Below are 19,748 nucleotides of genomic sequence, written 5' to 3' on the forward strand. Positions count from 1 at the left end.
GAGTCTTAATGTAAGAAAATAAAGCACTTCTATGTCGATAAATACTGATGAAACGACTTGGCAGACGTTTAAGCGTCTATGGCAATTTATTCGCCTTTATAAGTCAGGTCTTGTCGTTGCAGTCATTGCATTAGTTATTAATGCCATATCAGATACCTATATGATTTCCCTACTAAAACCACTACTCGATGAAGGTTTTGGGAACGCTGAATCTGATTTTTTACGCACGCTTCCATTGATTATTTTTGCCATGATGTTCATCCGTGGCATAAGTGGATTTGTCTCCACCTACTGTTTGAGCTGGGTATCTGGCAACGTAGTTATGCAAGTCCGTCGCATGGTGTTCAATCACTTTATGCACATGCCAGTGTCATACTTTGATAAGGAAAAGACGGGCAACTTATTGTCGCGTATAACCTACGACTCAGAGCAAGTATCAGCGGCAACTAGCCAAGCGTTGGTGAGCATTGTGCGTGAAGGCGCAAGTATCATTGGTCTGTTAGTCTTGATGTTTTACAACAGCTGGCAATTGTCGCTAGTGCTGTTTGCTGTTGCTCCCGTTGTGGCATGGGGTATTGGTGTTGTTTCTAAACGTTTTAGAAAAATATCCAAAAATATGCAGACCATGATGGGTAACGTAACTGCATCAGCAGAGCAGATGCTGAAAGGCCATAAAGTTGTGTTGAGCTATGGCGGCCAAGACATCGAACGTCAACGATTTGAAAAAGTCAGCAACCAAATGCGTCAACAAAGCATGAAGTTGGTGACGGCTCAAGCGGCGGCTAACCCTATCATCCAAATGATTGCATCACTTGCAATTGTTGCCGTTCTTTATTTAGCAAGTATTGATTCGATTAAAGAGCAACTGACTCCAGGTACATTTACTGTTGTCTTCTCTGCAATGTTTGGTCTGATGCGCCCACTTAAAGCGCTGACTAACGTTACTTCTCAGTTCCAACGTGGTATGGCCGCGAGCCAAACGCTCTTCGCGTTAATTGACCTCGAGCCTGAGAAAAACGAAGGTAAGTTGACAGTTGAACGCGCAAATGGCGATGTTTCAGTTAAAAATGTAAGCTTTACTTACACTGGTGCAGAAAAACCAGCATTGGAAAATGTCAGCTTCGATATTCCAAGAGGAAAAACGGTGGCGCTAGTTGGCCGTTCTGGCTCAGGTAAAAGTACCATCGCGAACTTGTTCAACCGCTTCTATGATGTTGACAGTGGATCTATCACATTAGATGGGCATGATATTCGTGATTACGAGCTAAAGAATTTACGTCAGCAATTTGCACTAGTATCGCAAAATGTTCATTTGTTTAATGACACGATAGCAAACAATATTGCGTACGCAACGGATGGCCAATACGAGCGCAGTGATATCGAGAAAGCGGCAACACTCGCGCATGCGATGGAGTTCATCGGCAAAATGGATGATGGACTTGATACCATGATTGGTGAAAATGGTGCTAGCTTGTCTGGTGGTCAACGCCAACGTGTTGCGATTGCGCGAGCTCTATTGCGTGATGCTCCAGTGCTGATTCTTGATGAGGCAACTTCGGCTTTGGATACCGAATCCGAGCGAGCTATTCAAGCTGCACTTGATGAGCTGCAAAAAGATAAAACGGTACTTGTAATAGCGCACCGCTTATCCACAATCGAGAAAGCCGATGAAATTCTTGTGGTTGATGATGGTGCCATCATTGAACGTGGCAACCACGCTGAGCTTATTAAGAAAAATGGTGCGTATGCACAATTGCACCGTATTCAGTTTGGTGAATAAGCGCGGTGATTGAAAAAATCTGGTTTGAAAACCATCCAATAAAATACCTCTTGTGGCCGCTTTTGTGGCCACTGAGTTTATTATTTGGAACGATAAGCAAGTCAAAGCGAAAGCAATACCAAACTGGCCGCAAGCAAGCTTATAATGCGCCAATACCTGTTGTTGTGGTTGGCAATATCACTGCTGGTGGCAATGGTAAAACACCAGTTGTTGTGTGGCTTGTTGAGCAACTACAGCAAATGGGCTTTAAGCCGGGGGTTGTTTCTCGTGGTTATGGGGCAAAGGCTCCTGCCTATCCGTTAGTGCTAAAAGAAGATACGCCAGCGAAGCATTGTGGCGATGAACCTAAGTTGATTCATCGCCGTACAGGAGCACCTGTTGCGGTAGATCCTGTGCGTTCAAATGCAGTGAAAGCACTGCTAGATTTGGATGTGGATATCATAATTACGGATGATGGATTACAACATTATGCGTTAGGCCGTGATATTGAGTTAGTGATTGTGGATGGGAATCGCCGGTTTGGGAATGAAAGCCTGATTCCATTAGGTCCTTTACGTGAAGGTATTGAGCGACTTAAAGAAGTCGACTTTATCATCACCAATGGCGGTCAAGCGCATACGGGCGAAATCGCAATGGCTTTAGCACCCTCTAAAGCTATTAATCTTAAGACTAAGCAACATGTGGATGTCTCGGAGTTGAAAGATCTCGTCGCATTTGCGGGCATTGGGCATCCTCCGCGTTTTTTTCATACACTAAACTCGATGAACGCAGATGTTAAAGTCACAAAAGGTTTTGCTGACCATCAAGACTTTGATCAACAAGAATTAGAAGCATTGGCTCAACAAGGGACCAATGTGGTTATGACCGAGAAAGATGCCGTCAAGTGCAGCCATTATGCGCAAGATAATTGGTGGTATCTGCCTGTATCTGCCCAGTTTGAATCAAACGATGCAGAGCAAATTTTAAATAGAATAAAAGAGGTTAAAGCGGCTTATGGATCACCGTCTACTTGAGATTGTAGCTTGCCCTGTTTGCAAAGGTAAGCTGACGTACGATAAAGATAATCAAGAGTTGATCTGCAAATTGGATCGCCTCGCTTACCCGATCAAAGAGGGTATTCCAGTTCTGCTAGAGCCTGAAGCTCGCACTATGAGCATGGATGAGGGACGCTAATGTCTTTTACGGTTGTCATCCCTTCGCGCTACGCATCGAGCCGTTTGCCTGGTAAACCGCTAGCGGATATTGGTGGTAAGCCTATGGTTCAGTGGGTTTATGAACAAGCGCTACAAGCGGGTGCGGAAGATGTCATCGTTGCAACTGATGACGAGCGTGTTGCGAAAGCGGTTTCGTCATTTGGTGGTAAAGTTTGTATGACCTCTCCCCACCACGAATCAGGTACGGAGCGTCTTGCCGAAGTTGTTGAAAAGATGGCTATTCCGTCAGACCACATTATTGTTAATGTGCAAGGGGATGAGCCTTTGATTCCGCCGTCCATCATTCGTCAGGTTGCTGATAACTTATCTGGGTGTGAAGCCCCGATGGCGACGTTAGCTGTAGAAATAGACTCGGAAGAGGAAGTGTTCAACCCGAACGCTGTTAAAGTTGTCGCAGATGAGCAAGGCTATGCGTTGTACTTTAGTCGAGCAACCATCCCTTGGGATCGCGATAACTTTGCTAAACAAGACAAAACTATTGCCAACCCATTAATGCGTCATATTGGTATTTATGCTTATCGAGCTGGTTTCATTAATACGTATGTCAACTGGGCACCAAGTGCATTAGAGCAGATTGAGTGTCTTGAGCAACTGCGAGTGCTTTGGTACGGTGAAAAAATTCATGTGGCGGTAGCGAAAGAAGCACCAGCGGCAGGGGTTGATACGCCCGAAGACCTAGAAGCCGTGCGCGCGATTGTTGAGAAGCAAGCGTAACAAATGCTCATATAGATTTAAGAATAAACAAGGCTCCTGAATTAGGAGCCTTTTTGTTTTACTTGTATCGCGGTATTAGTTAAATGTTAGTGTCGTATTGGTTCCGTTTAGGGCAGGTCGCTAACACCTCTCGGTGACCGGTGTCTTTCACTTCTTGGAGAATGACATCAAAGCCCCATAATCGATACACGTGCTTTAGAACTTCTTCGTAACTATCATCAAGTGGGATGCGGTTGTGAGGAACGTACTGCAACGTAAGCGAGCGATCACCACGGACATCGACATTAAACACCTGAATGTTTGGCTCAAGATTAGATAAGTTATACTGAGCGGCTAGGGTTTCTCTAATGCGTTTATAACCCATCTCATCGTGTATCGCAGCGACTTCAATAAAGTTCTTATGATCATCATCGTTGATCGCAAACAACTTGAAATCACGCATTAATTTCGGAGAAAGGTATTGGCTAATAAAGCTTTCATCTTTGAAATTATGCATCGCGAAATGCACTGCATCTAACCAGTCGGTTCCTGCCAAGTCTGGAAACCACTCCTTGTCCTCATCAGTTGGTTCTTCACAGATACGCTTAATATCTCGGAACATGGCAAAGCCTAACGCGTAGGGGTTAATGCCATTAAAGTAAGGACTGTTATAAGGCGGCTGAGCCACGACACTGGTGTGGCTATGTAAGAACTCTAGAATGAACTTTTCAGACACCAAGCCCTCATCATAAAGATGGTTGAGTATGGTGTAGTGCCAGAACGTTGCCCAGCCCTCATTCATGACTTGCGTTTGTTTTTGCGGATAAAAATACTGACTGATCTTACGGACGATCCGAACAACTTCACGTTGCCATGGCTCTAACAACGGAGCATGTTTTTCGAAGAAGTAGAGCAAATTTTCCTGAGGCTCGCTTGGGAATCGCTCTTTAATGTCTTCCTCTTTCGTCTTGGCTGTTGGTACCGTGCGCCAAAGCTCATTAACTTGAGATTGTAGGTATGCTTCGCGTTCTTCTTGTCTTGCTTTTTCCTCTGTAATTGAGATTTTCTCTGGACGCTTGTAGCGGTCTACACCAAAGTTCATTAACGCGTGACAAGAGTCGAGCAGCTTTTCCACTTCTTTTACGCCATATCGTTCTTCACATTCGGCTAAGTACTTTTTGGCGAACAGCAGATAGTCGATAATAGAACTGGCGTCAGTCCACGTTTGGAATAGGTAATTACCTTTGAAAAAAGAGTTATGGCCGTAACACGCGTGCGCTATAACGAGTGCTTGCATTGTTACCGTATTTTCTTCCATCAAATAAGCAATACAAGGGTCGGAGTTAATGACAATCTCGTAGGCTAGCCCCATTTGACCATGTTTATAGTTCTGCTCTGTTTGGATGAATTTTTTACCAAATGACCAGTGATTGTAATTGATTGGCATGCCGATACTTGAGTAGGCATCCATCATCTGTTCTGAAGTAATCACTTCTATTTGGTTAGGGTAAGTGTCTAGGCGATAATGCTCCGCGACACGCTTAATTTCTTTGTGGTATCGCTCTAACAGCTCAAATGTCCAATCTGGTCCATCTGGCAACACTTTACTGTTACGCTTCTTAGGCGCCTCTCCTGAGAGGTTTCTCGTTGCGGTATTCATCGCTAGCCTCCTTACGCCGTTTCTTTTTGGAATAGTTCACGAAAGACTGGGAAAATATCCTCCACAGAGCGAATGTTTTTCATTGCGAAATTAGGAAACTCTTCAGTGAGTTTTTCGTACTCATGCCATAGAGTTTGGTGCGAGCGCCGTGTGATCTCTATGTAAGAGTAGTACTGACAGTTTGGAAGTAATTTGTTCACTAATAGATCCCGGCACCTTGGCGAATCATCTGCCCAGTTGTCACCGTCGGATGCTTGAGCTGCATATATGTTCCACTGACCAATCGGGTATCGCTCTTTTACTATTTCATCCATTAACTTGAGTGCGCTAGATACAATGGTGCCCCCGGTTTCTTGTGAGTAGAAAAATTCGTGCTCGTCCACTTCCTTCGCTTGGGTATGGTGGCGGATAAAGACGACTTCGACATTCTCGTAGGTACGAGTTAAGAACAAGTACAAAAGAACATAGAAGCGTTTTGCGATGTCTTTCGTTGCCTGATCCATCGAACCGGATACGTCCATTAGACAGAACATGACCGCTTGGCTCGATGGTACCGGGCGTTTCTCATAGTTCTTGAAGCGTAAGTCGAAGGTATCGATGAACGGCACGCTTTCGATTTTCTTGCGCAGTTCTTCAATTTCAGCCTTCAAGCGGTTCTCTTCAAACTGCTGAGCAGGTTCAATATTTTTGATGCGAGCAAGTTCGTCTTCTAACTCTTTAAGAAGTCGTTTTTTACCGGCAGTCATTGCAGTACGGCGCGCAAGAGATTGTTGCAGAGAACGTACTACGGCGATATTGGAAGGGATACCGGCAGTTTGAAAGCCTGCACGGTGTGTTTTCCATTCAGTGATTTTGGCAATTTGGTTTTTTTCTAGATTAGGCAGCTCGAGATCTTCGAACAAAATATCGAGGTACTCATCTTTTGATATTTGGAATACAAATTCGTCTTGGCCTTCTCCATCTGGACTGGCGTTCCCTTCTCCTGAGCCGCTACCCTGACCGCCACCTTTGGGACGCTCAATTTTATCACCAGTAATAAATTGATCGTTACCGGGATGAACTCGTTCGCGAACACCACCTTTGCCTTGATGAAATATAGGCTCATTGATGTCTTTGTGAGGGATAGAGACGTCTTCGCCCGTTTCCGTATTCGTAATCGAGCGTCGATTCACTGCGTCTGCTACCGACTCTTTTATTTGCTCTTTGTGGCGCTTCAAGAAGCGCTGTCGATTAACAGCGCTCTTGTTCTTGCCATTGAGCCTTCGGTCTATAAATTGCGCCATGAAATAGCCCTCTTCATGTTTCACAAGCGACCTAACTCAATACTGGGTTAGGATGACTTACGTACTCGTAGGTACCACTCAGAAAGTAGGCGAACCTGTTTCTCGGTATAGCCTTTTTCCATCATGCGAGCGACAAAGTCGTCGTGCTTCTTCTGATCTTCAGAAGAGGTTTTCGCATTAAATGAGATAACCGGAAGTAGCTCTTCGGTATTGGAGAACATTTTCTTCTCGATTACTGTGCGCAGTTTTTCGTAGCTGGTCCAAACCGGGTTTTGACCATTGTTATTCGCTTTCGCACGAAGCACAAAGTTAACGATTTCGTTTCGGAAATCTTTCGGGTTAGAAATACCAGCTGTTTTTTCGATCTTCTCTAGCTCAGCATTCAGTGAAGAGCGATCAAATAGCTGACCGGTTTCTGGATCTCGGTACTCTTGGTCTTGAATCCAGAAGTCTGCATAGGTGACATATCGGTCGAAGATGTTTTGGCCGTATTCAGAGTAAGACTCAAGATAAGCGGTCTGAATCTCTTTACCGATAAATTCAACGTATCGAGGTACTAGGTAGCCTTTCAAGAACTCGAGATATTTCTCGGCTGTTTCAGCAGGGAACTGTTCGCGCTCAACCTGTTGTTCAATCACATAGAATAGATGTACAGGGTTGGCTGCCACTTCGGTTTGGTCGAAGTTAAATACGCGTGACAAAATCTTAAAGGCAAAACGTGTTGAGAGACCGTTCATGCCTTCATCGACACCAGCATAATCACGATACTCTTGATAGCTTTTTGCCTTTGGATCCGTATCTTTCAGCGTTTCACCGTCGTATACGCGCATCTTAGAGAAGATGGACGAGTTTTCAGGCTCTTTAAGTCGAGAAAGAATACTGAATTGTGCCAGAGTCTCGAGCGTGCTTGGTGAACAAGGGGCTTGAGACAACTCACTGTTTTCAAGAAGTTTTTGGTAGATTTTGACTTCTTCTGAAACACGTAGACAGTAAGGTACTTTCACAATATAAACACGGTCCAAGAACGCTTCATTGTTCTTGTTGTTACGGAAGGTCTGCCACTCAGATTCGTTTGAGTGAGCCAGAATCATACCGTCGAATGGAATCGCAGAAAGGCCTTCTGTACCGTTGAAGTTGCCTTCTTGCGTTGCTGTTAACAGCGGGTGAAGCACTTTGATTGGTGCTTTGAACATCTCAACGAATTCCATTAAACCTTGGTTTGCTTTACACAGCGCACCGGAGTAGCTGTAAGCGTCTGGATCGTCTTGCGAATAGTGTTCAAGCTTACGAATATCGACTTTACCAACCAATGATGAGATATCTTGGTTGTTTTCATCGCCTGGTTCAGTTTTGGCAATACCGATTTGGTCAAGGATAGAAGGGCGTACTTTCACTACTTTAAATTTGGTGATATCACCACCAAACTCGTGAAGACGTTTAGCGGCCCAAGGAGACATGATCGAGCGAAGATAACGGTGCTCGATGCCATATTCTTTTTTCAAAATATCGCCATCTTCTGTGGCTTTGAATAGGCAGAACGGATGGTCATTCACTGGGCTGCGTTCGCCGTTAGCAGTAAGAACATAAATAGGCATCTGTTCCATCAGAGCCTTAAGCTTTTCTGCAAGCGAAGACTTACCGCCACCTACAGGGCCGAGTAAGTAAAGAATCTGCTTACGCTCTTCTAGGCCTTGCGCCGCATGTTTTAGGTAAGACACAATTTGTTCTATGGCATCTTCCATGCCATAAAAGTCTTTAAAGGTTTCATAACGAGAGATAACACGATTCGAGAAGATTCGGCTTAGTCTCGGATCCTTTGCCGTATCGATTATCTCTGGTTCACCAATCGCCATCAGTAGGCGTTCTGCTGCATTAGCATAAGCGCTTTTGTCATCTTTACACAGGGCTAAAAACTCCTGTAACGACATCTCTTCATCTTTTGCAGCTTCATATCTTGATTGATAGTGGTCGAAAATACTCATGTCGCTTTCCCCTTTAATAGTCAGTCTACCGACGAACGTTGATTCAGGCTTTCCACCAACAGTTATGCTCGTTGTTGTTTGAATATACGTCCTGTTATCACATTTGGTTCGTACAGAATGTAAGATTGGCGACACCAAAGACTTTGCTTTATGGACGGTTTTTCGTTACAACGGTGAGCGGTGGATATGAATTTTTCAATCACAGCCTTTCTCTACTTAAGCCTAGTCGGGGATTTGCAATTTTGCTTAACAATTATGAATTTATTGTAAAAGTGACATTTGAATCACTCTTTTATTAAGGACGAATTTATGTCGTGAATAGGTGCAATAGAAATCAAATATTTGGCAAAGACAGAAGAGTCTCAGTGATTCGTTGTTCTACATTGAGCAAGGCAAGTGAAAGAGGTAGGAAGAGAGCAAAGTCTTAGATAAGTTTGTGACAGGGTAAATAACAAGGAGAGCGGGCGCTCTCCTCATTCTTAGATGACCATTTTATGCGCTGAAGATTTGCGCTAGTTCGTTTTCACATAAATGATACTGACGAGGGCAGTTACGCCAAGTTTGCAGCATACGGCGGTATTTATCTAGCATCGGCATTTGGCTGTTAAAGTGATGATCTGCCTTGTCAAACTGAGGGTACAAACCTTCAGAATCGATGAGAAAACGTACGTAATGTACTTGTTGCGCTTCTGAAGCGATATCAAATCCCAAGAACTTCAAGCGGCGCTGATCTACGTTGCTGCGGTCTTCATCTTCTAGCATGTTGTAAGATTCTTGCATCGCATGATACATCTCCATAACGTCGATGATCTCACGACATTCTGCTTCTGAGAGGCAGCCGAAATCTTTGTTCAACTCTCGCATTTGTAGTTCATAACCACGTTCAACTATCGTTTGTAAGCGTTTGTATTTGGCCGCATTACTTGGATCAAGTTGAGACATAAGGTTGTATTGGTTTGATAGAATCAAACGTTGAGCGTTTGACATTTCCATGGTGGCCTCACTAGATATCTAATACATTTTTAATGTGCTTAGGTTAACGCTTAAGACACGAGTGAAACATGATCTCAACACATATTTAATACTAAAAAATGGCAAGAACTGTCACTTTTGACCAGTTTGAAAACACTTATTTATGGTAATGATTGTATATGTAGTCTCGGTCTGAAAATACTCTCAGCCACTCTGGCTTGAATACGGTTAAAACCGCCAGTGCCATACCATTTAATAGACCTTCTGGAAAGGCGAGCAACGGCACAAAAACAAAGTAGTTATGTTGAATGGTTTCCCAATCGTAGTGACCAACTGATAGGTGATAAAAAGAGTTAATGATGAGGTGCAGACTTCCTGTTATCGCGCCATTGAAAAATCCAGCAACGAAGATGAAAACAAAAATGTTTCGTGGCAAGTAGTGGTAACTCAGAAGAAACACTAAGTAACTAATGAAAATCGGAATTAGGGCAGATAGAACTAACGACGTGGGTAAGAGTAGCAAGGACACATCATGTAGTAGGTGGTTGACCAACATAGCGGGAATGCTGAGTAGAAATGCCATGCGCCAACCATACATCATCGTCAGCGTTGTTAGTGCAAGAAAATGAATCTGTAATCCTTCTTTTACACCTGCTTGAGCTGTCCATAAAATACTGAAAAAGAATAGCGTTGCAAAAACGAGGTGCTGAAATCCTTTTTCTTTTTCCAGTTTGGGCCAAACGACTTTTTTCCAATCTGGTAGGCAGTAGACTACTACTATCCAAATTGAGACAACAAGAGAGCCTAAGTTAAACAGATCCATGTTACTTCCTTCCTATGCGAACATGACGCAATCATTTCTATCGTTCTTTTATACCTAAATGACCGCAGAGAAACTCACTGATAAGGCTTAGATATAATCAAAAAAATACCAGCAATAAGCTGGTATTTTAAAGAGGTTAGTCTTGCGGTTCACTTAGTATTTTACGTTATCGTTGTATTGAGCAAGAATGGATTGAATTTCATCCATGGTTTCTTTCGGTGGCGGGTTTACGCCTTCGAGTGGGTATTCTAAGCCTAACGCTTCCCATTTATGAGCCCCTAATTTGTGGTAAGGAAGTAACTCGACCTTTTCGATGTTATCCATGTCTTTAATAAATTCACCAAGCATGTGTGCTGCTTCTGGGTCATCTGTGTAACCAGGCACGACGACATAGCGAATCCATGTTTTCTTTCCGATTTTTTGTAAGTAACGAGCAAAGTCCAATGTGCGTCGGTTGGATACACCGATGAGATCTTGGTGCACTTCGTCTTTCATGTGTTTGATATCAAGCATGACTAAGTCTGTTGCATCCAGTACTTCATCGATAACATCAGTGTGCTTACGAACATAACCGTTAGTATCTAGACATGTATGAATGCCCTCGGCTTTAGCTGCGCGGAAAAAATCACGTACGAATTCCGGTTGAAGCATCGCTTCGCCGCCAGAACAAGTAACGCCACCACCTGATGCATTCATGAAGTGGCGGTAACTTTTCGCTTCGGAAATGATTTCTTCAACCGTGACTTCTTTGCCATCATGCGTGTCCCAAGTATCGCGGTTATGGCAATACTTACAGCGCATTAAACAACCTTGCAAGAAGACGATAAATCGAATACCAGGTCCGTCTACGGTACCACATGACTCAAATGAGTGAATACGACCAGCTGTTGACATCTTTTGCTCTCATTACTAGTAAATTCTAGCTGTTATTTTATTACAAAAAGCAGGGTTAAAACAGCTTTGTCGGTACTAAAGGCAAGGTTATTTGAAGAAAGAAAATAGATGGAGCCAATCTACATAAACGCTTGAACACGAGGTGGTTAATACCTACCCCGAGAACTTGCCGTGTATCTAGATTGACTTCGATGCTGGGATAATCCAGTTTTTAGAAAAAGGCGAACACGGAGAACGAGCCTGTCCCATAAACATCGGTTTGGGCTTCTTCATAATCCGGTGTTTTAATTGTAAAGGTGATGCTTGCACCGTAATTTTGGTTGTACCAAGATACTCCCGCGACGGCACTTGCTTGCCAATTTTGCAGTGTGACGTCGTATGGCGCTGACGGTTCAGGAATGCCAGGACGATCTCCTTCGATAGTCATGTCATTAAAGCGGTAACGACCTTCAAACCCGGTGAACAAGAACCAACTCGACGTGTTCTGAGCGATCATACTTGCTGAGAAAGGGCTTTCGACACTGATATTGGCGGCTCCGATGCTATTCGCTAGGTTTGTACCCCAACGAAACATGACGCCTTGAGAGACATCACTACGGAAGTTACCCGCATTGATGTCGTTAATGTTGGTGATCTCCCATTGTGTTTTTTGTTCTTCGCTGCGCATCAATTTGTTAAATACGCGGTAACCAAGGCTGAACGCCACTTTATCTTCAATCTGGTAATCCCAACCTTGAGGGTCCGTCGATCCTGTTATGCCGTGAACGATTTCTTGCGCCTTTTCTGATAGCGAACTTTCACCCGTAGTTCCTATGGTGAAATTGTACCGTACAGCTTTGTCACTCGTTAGGGAAAGGTAGTTGATTTCGGTGTGTAGGTAACCGGCATATGGGCGATCATTGATTAGTGGATAATCGGCTTCAATGTCGCTTGGAGTCCACATCTTGTGGCCAAGAACCAACTCTATTTTATCGATATTGGCGTGCTCTGAGTTAGCTAGACTCAGCCATTTCCATTGGCTTTCTTGTGTCAGTTGGTCTGTCGCGTAAGAAAGGAAAACACCATTCGTATAGTCTTGATCGACGCCAAAAATACCATCGTTGTCGATGGTAAAAGAAACCGTAGACTTAGTGGATGCTATTGCAACTGGAGAAAGAAGGGTAAGAATAATTAATTTACTAAATCTCATAGACTTTATTTGCTAACTTTTTTCGCATCATACGTAAGAATGCGGGCAAAAGTCTTTCGCGATATCACAACTTTCATTCAAGAAATAAAAAAAGGCTGATGCTACTTAGCATCAGCCTTTGTTGTATTACTAGAACGTTATTTCGCTATAGTCTTATAGAGACTCAGTGAATGTACGCGCGATTACGTCAGCTTGTTGCTCTGCAGTTAGAGAGTTGAAGCGAACAGCGTAACCAGATACACGGATTGTTAGCTGAGGGTATTTCTCTGGGTGCTTAACTGCGTCTTCTAGAGTTTCACGGTTAAGAACGTTCACGTTTAGGTGTTGACCACCTTCGATACCCGCTTCGTGGTGGAAGTAACCATCCATAAGACCAGCAAGGTTAGCGCGTTGTGAACCCTCATCTTTACCTAGTGCGTTAGGTACGATAGAGAATGTGTAAGAGATACCATCTTGTGCGTCAGCAAACGGCAGTTTAGCAACTGAAGTTAGTGATGCTACAGCACCTTTCTCGTCACGACCGTGCATTGGGTTTGCACCTGGAGCAAATGGAGCACCAGCACGACGACCGTCAGGCGTGTTACCAGTTTTCTTACCGTAAACCACGTTTGAAGTGATAGTAAGAATTGACTGAGTAGGGATTGCATCACGGTAAGTCTTAAGCTTACGGATTTTGCCCATAAATACAGAAACAAGTTCACATGCAATGTCATCAACGCGTGGGTCGTTGTTACCGAATTTAGGGTAATCGCCTTCGATTTCGAAGTCGATTGCTAGACCGTCTTCGTCACGAATTGGCTTAACTTTTGCGTATTTAATTGCAGATAGTGAGTCAGCCGCAACAGATAGACCAGCAATACCACAAGCCATAGTACGTTTAACGTCACGGTCGTGTAGAGCCATTAGTGCCGCTTCGTAGCTGTACTTATCGTGCATGAAGTGGATAGCGTTTAGTGCAGTCACATATTGTTTCGCTAGCCAATCCATGAAGTGGTCCATTTTCTCCCACAGTTCATCGTAGTTAAGAACATCGCCTTCGATCTTAGGCATTTGCGGGCCAACTTGGATTTTTAGCTTCTCATCCACACCACCGTTGATGGTGTAAAGCATTGTTTTCGCAAGGTTCGCACGAGCACCGAAGAACTGCATTTGCTTACCAACAACCATTGGAGATACACAACATGCGATCGCGTAGTCGTCAGAGTTCATGTCTGGACGCATTAGGTCGTCATTTTCGTACTGAATAGAAGAAGTATCGATAGATACTTTCGCACAGAACTTCTTGAAGCCTTCAGGTAGTTGCTCAGACCAAAGAACAGTGATGTTTGGCTCTGGAGAAGGACCCATAGTGTATAGTGAGTTTAGGAAACGGAAGTTTGTACGAGTAACTAGCGTACGACCGTCAAGACCCATACCACCCATAGACTCAGTTGCCCAGATAGGGTCGCCAGAGAATAGATCATCGTACTCAGGAGTACGTAGGAAACGAACCATACGTAGTTTCATTACGAAGTGGTCGATCATTTCCTGAGCTTGTTCTTCAGTTAGCTTACCAGCCGCGATATCACGTTCGATGAAGATGTCTAGGAACGTAGAAGTACGACCTAGAGACATAGCCGCACCGTTTTGAGATTTAACAGCAGCTAGGTAACCGAAGTAAGTCCACTGAATAGCTTCTTGCGCAGTTTCAGCAGGACGAGAAATATCACAACCGTATTTTGCAGCCATTTCTTTGATTTGACCTAGAGCACGGTGTTGCTCTGCGATCTCTTCACGAAGCTGCATTGTCATTTGTAGGTCTTCGCCGTTCTCAAAACGCTCTTGTAGAGAAGAGAACTGCGCGAATTTATCCTTCATTAGGAAGTCAATACCGTATAGAGCAACACGACGGTAGTCACCGATGATACGACCACGACCGTATGCATCTGGAAGACCAGTCAGTACGCCAGATTTACGACACGCCATGATTTGAGGAGTGTAGATATCGAAAACGCCTTGGTTGTGAGTTTTACGGTATTCTGTATAGATTTTTTTAACTTGTGGGTCTAGCTCGCGGTCGTAGGCTTTGCATGAACCTTCAACCATGCGGATACCACCGTTAGGGATGATCGCACGTTTTAGAGGAGCGTCAGTTTGAAGACCTACGATAGTTTCTAGGTCTTTTTCGATGTAGCCTGCATCGTGAGCAGTGATGGTAGAGATAACTGAAGTATCAAAATCAACAGGAGCGTGAGTCGAGTTCTCTTGTTTGATGCCTTCCATTACCTTAGCCCAAAGCTTGTTAGTCGCTTCAGTACCTTCAGAAACTAGGAAAGATTCGTCGCCTTCGTACGGAGTGTAGTTCTTCTGAATGAAATCACGAACGTTTACTTCGTTTTGCCAGTCGCCTGCAGCAAAACCTTCCCAAGCTTTAGCAAATTGCTCTGCCATGACATACCTACCTTTTTAGTAGAAAAAAATACGTACTGCTTCGCCGTTGAGCCAGCTATCCCCAGATAAAAGAGGGGAACAGTACACTCTTATGAATAACAATATTTATAGTCTTAAATTTACGTATTCGATTTACAAAACTATAAATATTGTCACTAGTTTTAACGTTTCTCTTTTTAAGCAACAGTTAGAGGTTAAACTAAAATTTTTTTGCAAACCTTAAACTAAATCAATAAATCCTCAAAAATCTCGATAAAAATGGGGTAGCGACGAGCGCTACCCACAAATTTCTGGACTGCTAGCTTATAGCCAAGCTTGGATGCCATACTGGCCTTCAAGCATACCAACTGCAAGCATAGCAACTAAACAGATAACGAGTACGCTTACTGGGATCACAATCTTGTCTACAAATGATAGGCGAGACGCGCGCTCTTTATCTCCAATTAAACCGTTGTTATCTAAAAGCATAGTTAGTGCCCAAGCTAGAACTGGGTTAACAACGGCAGAACCAAAGATACAGATACCTGCTGCTTGTGAGTCTTTTGAGTCCTTCACCATCTGCATGCCAGCTTCAAGCAGTGGTAGAGATACACCAACGAGAAGAGCAACGCGCATAACTGGAGGCCATACTGCAACGTCCATAGGAAAACCAAGGATTGCAACAATAATACATAGAGAGCCTAGTAAGATGGCACCAGCAGGAATAGGGCGTTTCGCGATTGCAGCAGGGATCATGTAAGTCCCCCAAGATGATGTGATGTTACCACCACCCACTGCAGTACCGACCATTTGGCGAACGGAACACATTGTCATTGTGTCATCAACGTCCATCAGCACTTTCTCACTCTTACGTGGGTAGTTCATCTCTTGGAAGATACGGTGACCCAAGAAGTCAGGTGACCACATTGCTACCGCAAGAATGGCGAATGGTAGTGAAGCGATGAAGTGTTCCATATTAGGAAGACCAAGCATCCAACCTTCTTCTGTTGAACCCCACCAGTAGATTGGATTTAGGTTTGGAAGGCCTGTCTCGGTTACGAATTTAATATCGAAGCCTGCGCCAAGAGCAAGTGCGATTGCAAGCCCAGTGAAGGCACAAACAGGGATCGCTAGCCAGCGTTTGTTCACTTTAGCAAGGAACGCGTATAAGCCAATGGTAACCGCAAGAACAATCAGACCGATGTAACCCATGCTACCAGCGGCAACCGTATCGGATTGCAAACCAACAGCCCAAGCTTGAATAGAGTTAATTTGGCTCATGGTTCCGGTTAAACCTAGGAAAATAAGAAGGCCACCAGCCGTACCTTCAGAGGTGAGGTTAACCAGTTTTGACCCACCTTTTAAGAGGCTCAAAATCAAACCAAACACACCAATGAGAATTGCTAATGCAAGAGGATGAGCACCAGCAAGAGCGATGGTACCAATAAGAGGGATCATTGGGCCGTGGTTGCCTGCTAGGTTGGCTTTAGGGTTAATAAAACCAGAGGCAAGTACACAGAAAAGAAGTGCAGGGATGAGCATTTCTACACGCGCAACTTCGATAGCAAAGTCCTTGCCTAAGTTTACGTGGTCCCATGCTGCAGTAAGACCTTCAGCCCAAGACATCATTACCGCAGAGTACATTGCGATAATACCGATAGTACCAGCAAGCGCTGGAACAAGGTCTTCAAGCTCAAAGCGGAAGTCACGACCTGGCAAGTTCAAGCCAAAACGACGTGGCTTCATAATTTGTAGTTCGTGGTCTAGGTAGTCTGAACGGCTTGCGAACTCAGATGCTGGACGATGAAGCTCACGGTAGCTCTTGGTCTCGATATCTGAATCAGAGTGCGTTTTGTTAACTGCGTCTGACATAGATTCCTCATATATTTAAAAGTTATGAATTCTTCATTCAATTGTGTTAATCCGCATCCTGCGGCACGCTTATGCTAGCTATTGTTAGATTTGTTACACGTCGACACTGTGCCTAAGCATAGCTAATAACTTATTGTGTTGAGGCACAAAAAAAGCCTCATCTTTTGGCAGGAGTCTAGCAAGATAGCCATTTAGGGTGATTGATTTAGATCACTTTAAGAATGGTTGTGAAATAAAACTACAGAAAGTTTCTGGCATGCGAATGAGATGCGGAGATCTTGTGTAATTTCATTACACAAGTTGCATAAAATTAGAACTTTTTGTCCTTTTGCACGAGATGCAGATTAAATGTCAATATTCACGGTGATTATATAAAGCTGGCTTTATTCTTGCTTTGGACAGAGCAAAGACAATTTTTTGGCTAATCATTGCCGCTCAGTTTAGGAAAAAGACATGAAACAGCTTAAAGTACTGCCACTAGTGGCAATCATCTCAGGGTTAATGGTCGGTTGCGGCGGCGGTGGCGGCGGTGGCGGTGGTGCAGCGCCGAAAACTGCGTTTACTTTTGATTTTGCTATACCAGCAACAATGACTGAAAGTGAAGCAACTACGAAAGGTTGTACTGTATATGACCACAAAACTGAGCTGAACGGCGATAAAACGGTTTTAACCTACAGTGCAGCGTCAAAAGAGCAAGTGACCAACTATGTTATCGGTTACTACTCTGATGCCGATGGCAAAAGATCCGGAGACATTATCAAACCTACCACTGATAACTTTAAGTTTTATCTTGAAGATATCCCTGACGGCGGCTTTGTAACGTTTCAAGCAATAGAATTTAACGGCAAAGAAGCTCGCGTAAACACGTTTTCAAAAGAGTTCTTGCAAGATAAGAAACTACGTAATGCTACTTTTGCACTAAACCGAGACTCTTTGAACAAATGCTTTACTGGCGGTAACTTAGCAAGCAATAAGTTTACTAACTTAGATTACCGAAACGCTGAATCAGGTGGCGGAGATTACAACTTTGTCTCGCAAACCGATATTTTCACGTCTCCGAACCCTGATATGTTGCCTACTGATGAACTGATGGGGCTTAAAGGTGAACCAACGGCATTGTTTCAGTATGAATCAGGTTCAAGCGACAAAGCGCTTTACCAGTATGGTATTGGTTCGTGGGGAACTGGTGAGATAGCCTTAGTTAGAGCGGATAATACGTCAAACATTTATTCGTCTTCTGACTATACTTACGACTCGCTCAACATTGGCTTTGTTACTAACGGCTTTGCATATGACGCGTTGAAGCTGGATAAAACGGCCGTTGAATATAATCGCCCTAGTGCAACGAATAAAGAAACTTGGGTATACATGGCGTTCTCAGAGAATCAAGTTAATGGTTGGGAGTCTCTACTTAACGAAACGATCTCTGACGGATGGGATATTGACGTTGATCCGAGTGCTTACTTAAATATTGATAACCTGCCGAACACAAAACCAAGTGTATCAACGCAAGGAAGTGCAGAGTCCGTGATTGATCTGGACATGGGCTTAACATCGTCTACTGAAGGCTTTACTCGTGTCGCTTACTTTGCAACTTCAGGCGACTACAGAGTCACACATCGCATTTTCACAACAAGTGATAGTGATTCTGTTGTTGTTCCAGAATTGCATTACTACAACTTCCCAACATCGGCCGTTAACGGTTTGAAAGTTTCAGCTTCGGACGATTTTAATCGCACTGCTTTGGTAGTGAATGAAGATAGTAATATTGATTCTAAAGTTTTCATGAGCTTCTTTTCCAATGGTGAAGCGTCAGAGCCTGAACTAGATGAAGACCTAGATGGCATCATTACTTCTGAAAAAGAAGGCTTAGAAAATGAAGTGACATTACGTACTTCAAACTCGTTGGTAGTCAGTCGTTTTAATTAATTCATTGCGACCTCGAATAGGTTTCAATTAACACTTTTGTAAATTTAGTAAGCCCCTTTGAAAGGGGCTTTTTTATATTTAATATTCAACTTTTGAAGAATATGTTGCTATATATTGCATATTAATTTGTCTATCGTATCTTTCTATTCGAATTATTTAGGTTAATAATTTGTTGCAAGTTTCAAGGGGCGGTGCTAATTTGTTCCGAATTAGAGAGGGCGGAGTCCCTTAATTGCAGTGACAAAAACACAGGGAGTAGGGCGCATGAATGATGTACCAGCGCTAGATATAAAAGACCTGCACAAAACATTTGGACAAAATGAAGTTTTAAAAGGCATTTCACTTGCCGCGCACAAAGGAGATGTTATCTCCATCATTGGCTCTTCCGGCTCAGGTAAGAGTACCTTTCTCAGATGTATCAACTTGCTAGAAACGCCTACCGCGGGCGAAATTTGGGTAAATGGTGAATTAATCCAAATGAAGAACAACAGAGCAGGTGAATCTGTTCCTGCTAATGAAAAGCAAGTCCAACGTATTCGCTCACGCCTGGCAATGGTTTTCCAAGGTTTCAACCTCTGGTCTCACCTAACCGTACTAGAAAACGTGATTGAGGCGCCTGTTCATGTCTTAGGCGTGCCAAAAGCTCAAGCGATTGAAAATGCAGAAGTCTTGCTTAAGAAAGTAGGCTTGTATGAGCGTAAAGATTATTACCCTGGGCACTTATCTGGCGGCCAGCAGCAACGTGCAGCTATTGCCCGTGCGCTAGCAGTTGACCCAGAGGTGATGTTGTTTGACGAGCCAACTTCTGCGCTTGACCCAGAACTTGTAGGAGAAGTTCTGGGGGTAATGAGAGATTTGGCAGATGAAGGGCGAACTATGCTGGTGGTCACGCACGAAATGGCGTTTGCGCGTGACGTATCAAACCATGTGATGTTTTTACATCAAGGCTTAGTGGAAGAACAGGGAAATCCAGCTAAGCTATTTACAAACCCGGATTCAGAACGATTACAGCAGTTTATCTCATCCATTTACTAATATTTGTTAGGCG

Annotated in this window: 15 protein-coding genes; 6 read left to right on the top strand and 9 right to left on the bottom strand. The window is 43.6% G+C overall.

Annotated elements, in window-relative coordinates; all coding sequences use genetic code 11:
• Window positions 1-31: 31 nt before the first annotated feature.
• From msbA to kdsB, 4 genes are read left to right on the top strand one after another with little or no spacing between them, the layout of a single operon-like run.
• Window positions 32-1,780, top strand: coding sequence for a lipid A ABC transporter ATP-binding protein/permease MsbA (gene msbA / locus N646_RS00240; RefSeq protein WP_017820018.1), 1,749 nt, complete (start codon window positions 32-34; stop codon window positions 1,778-1,780).
• Window positions 1,781-1,785: 5 nt separating this feature from the next.
• Window positions 1,786-2,793: a tetraacyldisaccharide 4'-kinase gene (gene lpxK / locus N646_RS00245; protein WP_017820019.1), complete on the top strand. Its 1,008-nt coding sequence runs from the start codon at window positions 1,786-1,788 to the stop codon at window positions 2,791-2,793.
• Complete coding sequence (locus N646_RS00250; protein WP_005378451.1) at window positions 2,774-2,953, top strand: Trm112 family protein; 180 nt, start codon at window positions 2,774-2,776, stop codon at window positions 2,951-2,953. The genes lpxK and N646_RS00250 overlap by 20 nt, the downstream gene beginning before the upstream one ends.
• Window positions 2,953-3,708, top strand: a complete 756-nt coding sequence (gene kdsB / locus N646_RS00255) for a 3-deoxy-manno-octulosonate cytidylyltransferase (RefSeq protein WP_017820020.1) — start codon at window positions 2,953-2,955, stop codon at window positions 3,706-3,708. The genes N646_RS00250 and kdsB overlap by 1 nt, the downstream gene beginning before the upstream one ends.
• Window positions 3,709-3,787: 79 nt before the next feature.
• Here kdsB and N646_RS00260 read toward each other — a convergent pair whose 3' ends face one another.
• The 9 genes from N646_RS00260 to N646_RS00300 form a co-directional block, all read right to left on the bottom strand.
• On the bottom strand, window positions 3,788-5,347 hold the full coding sequence (locus N646_RS00260; RefSeq protein ID WP_005378449.1) for a SpoVR family protein: 1,560 nt from the start codon (window positions 5,345-5,347) through the stop codon (window positions 3,788-3,790).
• Between the two features lie 11 nt (window positions 5,348-5,358).
• Window positions 5,359-6,630 (bottom strand): YeaH/YhbH family protein, encoded by a 1,272-nt coding sequence (locus N646_RS00265; protein WP_005378448.1) that lies wholly within the window; start codon window positions 6,628-6,630, stop codon window positions 5,359-5,361.
• A gap of 47 nt (window positions 6,631-6,677) precedes the next feature.
• Entirely contained in the window at window positions 6,678-8,612 is a 1,935-nt protein-coding gene (locus N646_RS00270; RefSeq protein WP_005378447.1) for a PrkA family serine protein kinase, read from the bottom strand.
• 492 nt (window positions 8,613-9,104) lie between these two features.
• Complete coding sequence (locus N646_RS00275) at window positions 9,105-9,605, bottom strand: YfbU family protein (protein ID WP_017820021.1); 501 nt, start codon at window positions 9,603-9,605, stop codon at window positions 9,105-9,107.
• A gap of 136 nt (window positions 9,606-9,741) precedes the next feature.
• On the bottom strand, window positions 9,742-10,407 hold the full coding sequence (locus N646_RS00280; protein WP_005378445.1) for an energy-coupling factor ABC transporter permease: 666 nt from the start codon (window positions 10,405-10,407) through the stop codon (window positions 9,742-9,744).
• Window positions 10,408-10,560: 153 nt separating this feature from the next.
• Complete coding sequence (gene pflA, locus N646_RS00285) at window positions 10,561-11,301, bottom strand: pyruvate formate lyase 1-activating protein (RefSeq protein ID WP_005378444.1); 741 nt, start codon at window positions 11,299-11,301, stop codon at window positions 10,561-10,563.
• 211 nt (window positions 11,302-11,512) lie between these two features.
• The gene (locus tag N646_RS00290) at window positions 11,513-12,490 is read right to left on the bottom strand and encodes a lipid A deacylase LpxR family protein (protein ID WP_005378443.1); all 978 of its coding nucleotides are present in this window, start codon (window positions 12,488-12,490) and stop codon (window positions 11,513-11,515) included.
• A gap of 153 nt (window positions 12,491-12,643) precedes the next feature.
• A complete protein-coding gene (gene pflB / locus N646_RS00295; protein ID WP_017820022.1) occupies window positions 12,644-14,920 on the bottom strand; it encodes a formate C-acetyltransferase in 2,277 nt (758 codons plus the stop codon).
• A 303-nt stretch (window positions 14,921-15,223) separates the two neighbouring features.
• Window positions 15,224-16,771 (bottom strand): DUF3360 family protein, encoded by a 1,548-nt coding sequence (locus N646_RS00300; protein WP_005378441.1) that lies wholly within the window; start codon window positions 16,769-16,771, stop codon window positions 15,224-15,226.
• A 453-nt stretch (window positions 16,772-17,224) separates the two neighbouring features.
• On the opposite strand from N646_RS00300, the gene N646_RS00305 reads away from it, so the two are divergent.
• Window positions 17,225-18,700, top strand: a complete 1,476-nt coding sequence (locus N646_RS00305; RefSeq protein WP_017820023.1) for a hypothetical protein — start codon at window positions 17,225-17,227, stop codon at window positions 18,698-18,700.
• A 264-nt stretch (window positions 18,701-18,964) separates the two neighbouring features.
• Window positions 18,965-19,735: an ABC transporter ATP-binding protein gene (locus N646_RS00310; RefSeq protein WP_005378438.1), complete on the top strand. Its 771-nt coding sequence runs from the start codon at window positions 18,965-18,967 to the stop codon at window positions 19,733-19,735.
• Window positions 19,736-19,748: the final 13 nt, after the last annotated feature.

This window comes from Vibrio alginolyticus NBRC 15630 = ATCC 17749 (assembly GCF_000354175.2).
Taxonomy (GTDB): Bacteria; Pseudomonadota; Gammaproteobacteria; order Enterobacterales; family Vibrionaceae; genus Vibrio; species Vibrio alginolyticus.

Bases quoted from the DNA above. Each gene is read 5' to 3' on its own strand.
- msbA (WP_017820018.1), top strand. From the start codon at position 32: ATGTCGATAAATACTGATGAAACGACTTGGCAGACGTTTAAGCGTCTA.
- N646_RS00250 (WP_005378451.1), top strand. From the start codon at position 2,774: ATGGATCACCGTCTACTTGAGATTGTAGCTTGCCCTGTTTGCAAAGGT.
- kdsB (WP_017820020.1), top strand. From the start codon at position 2,953: ATGTCTTTTACGGTTGTCATCCCTTCGCGCTACGCATCGAGCCGTTTG.
- N646_RS00260 (WP_005378449.1), bottom strand. From the start codon at position 5,347: ATGAATACCGCAACGAGAAACCTCTCAGGAGAGGCGCCTAAGAAGCGT.
- N646_RS00265 (WP_005378448.1), bottom strand. From the start codon at position 6,630: ATGGCGCAATTTATAGACCGAAGGCTCAATGGCAAGAACAAGAGCGCT.
- N646_RS00270 (WP_005378447.1), bottom strand. From the start codon at position 8,612: ATGAGTATTTTCGACCACTATCAATCAAGATATGAAGCTGCAAAAGAT.
- N646_RS00275 (WP_017820021.1), bottom strand. From the start codon at position 9,605: ATGGAAATGTCAAACGCTCAACGTTTGATTCTATCAAACCAATACAAC.
- N646_RS00280 (WP_005378445.1), bottom strand. From the start codon at position 10,407: ATGGATCTGTTTAACTTAGGCTCTCTTGTTGTCTCAATTTGGATAGTA.
- pflA (WP_005378444.1), bottom strand. From the start codon at position 11,301: ATGTCAACAGCTGGTCGTATTCACTCATTTGAGTCATGTGGTACCGTA.
- N646_RS00290 (WP_005378443.1), bottom strand. From the start codon at position 12,490: ATGAGATTTAGTAAATTAATTATTCTTACCCTTCTTTCTCCAGTTGCA.
- pflB (WP_017820022.1), bottom strand. From the start codon at position 14,920: ATGGCAGAGCAATTTGCTAAAGCTTGGGAAGGTTTTGCTGCAGGCGAC.
- N646_RS00300 (WP_005378441.1), bottom strand. From the start codon at position 16,771: ATGTCAGACGCAGTTAACAAAACGCACTCTGATTCAGATATCGAGACC.
- N646_RS00305 (WP_017820023.1), top strand. From the start codon at position 17,225: ATGAAACAGCTTAAAGTACTGCCACTAGTGGCAATCATCTCAGGGTTA.
- N646_RS00310 (WP_005378438.1), top strand. From the start codon at position 18,965: ATGAATGATGTACCAGCGCTAGATATAAAAGACCTGCACAAAACATTT.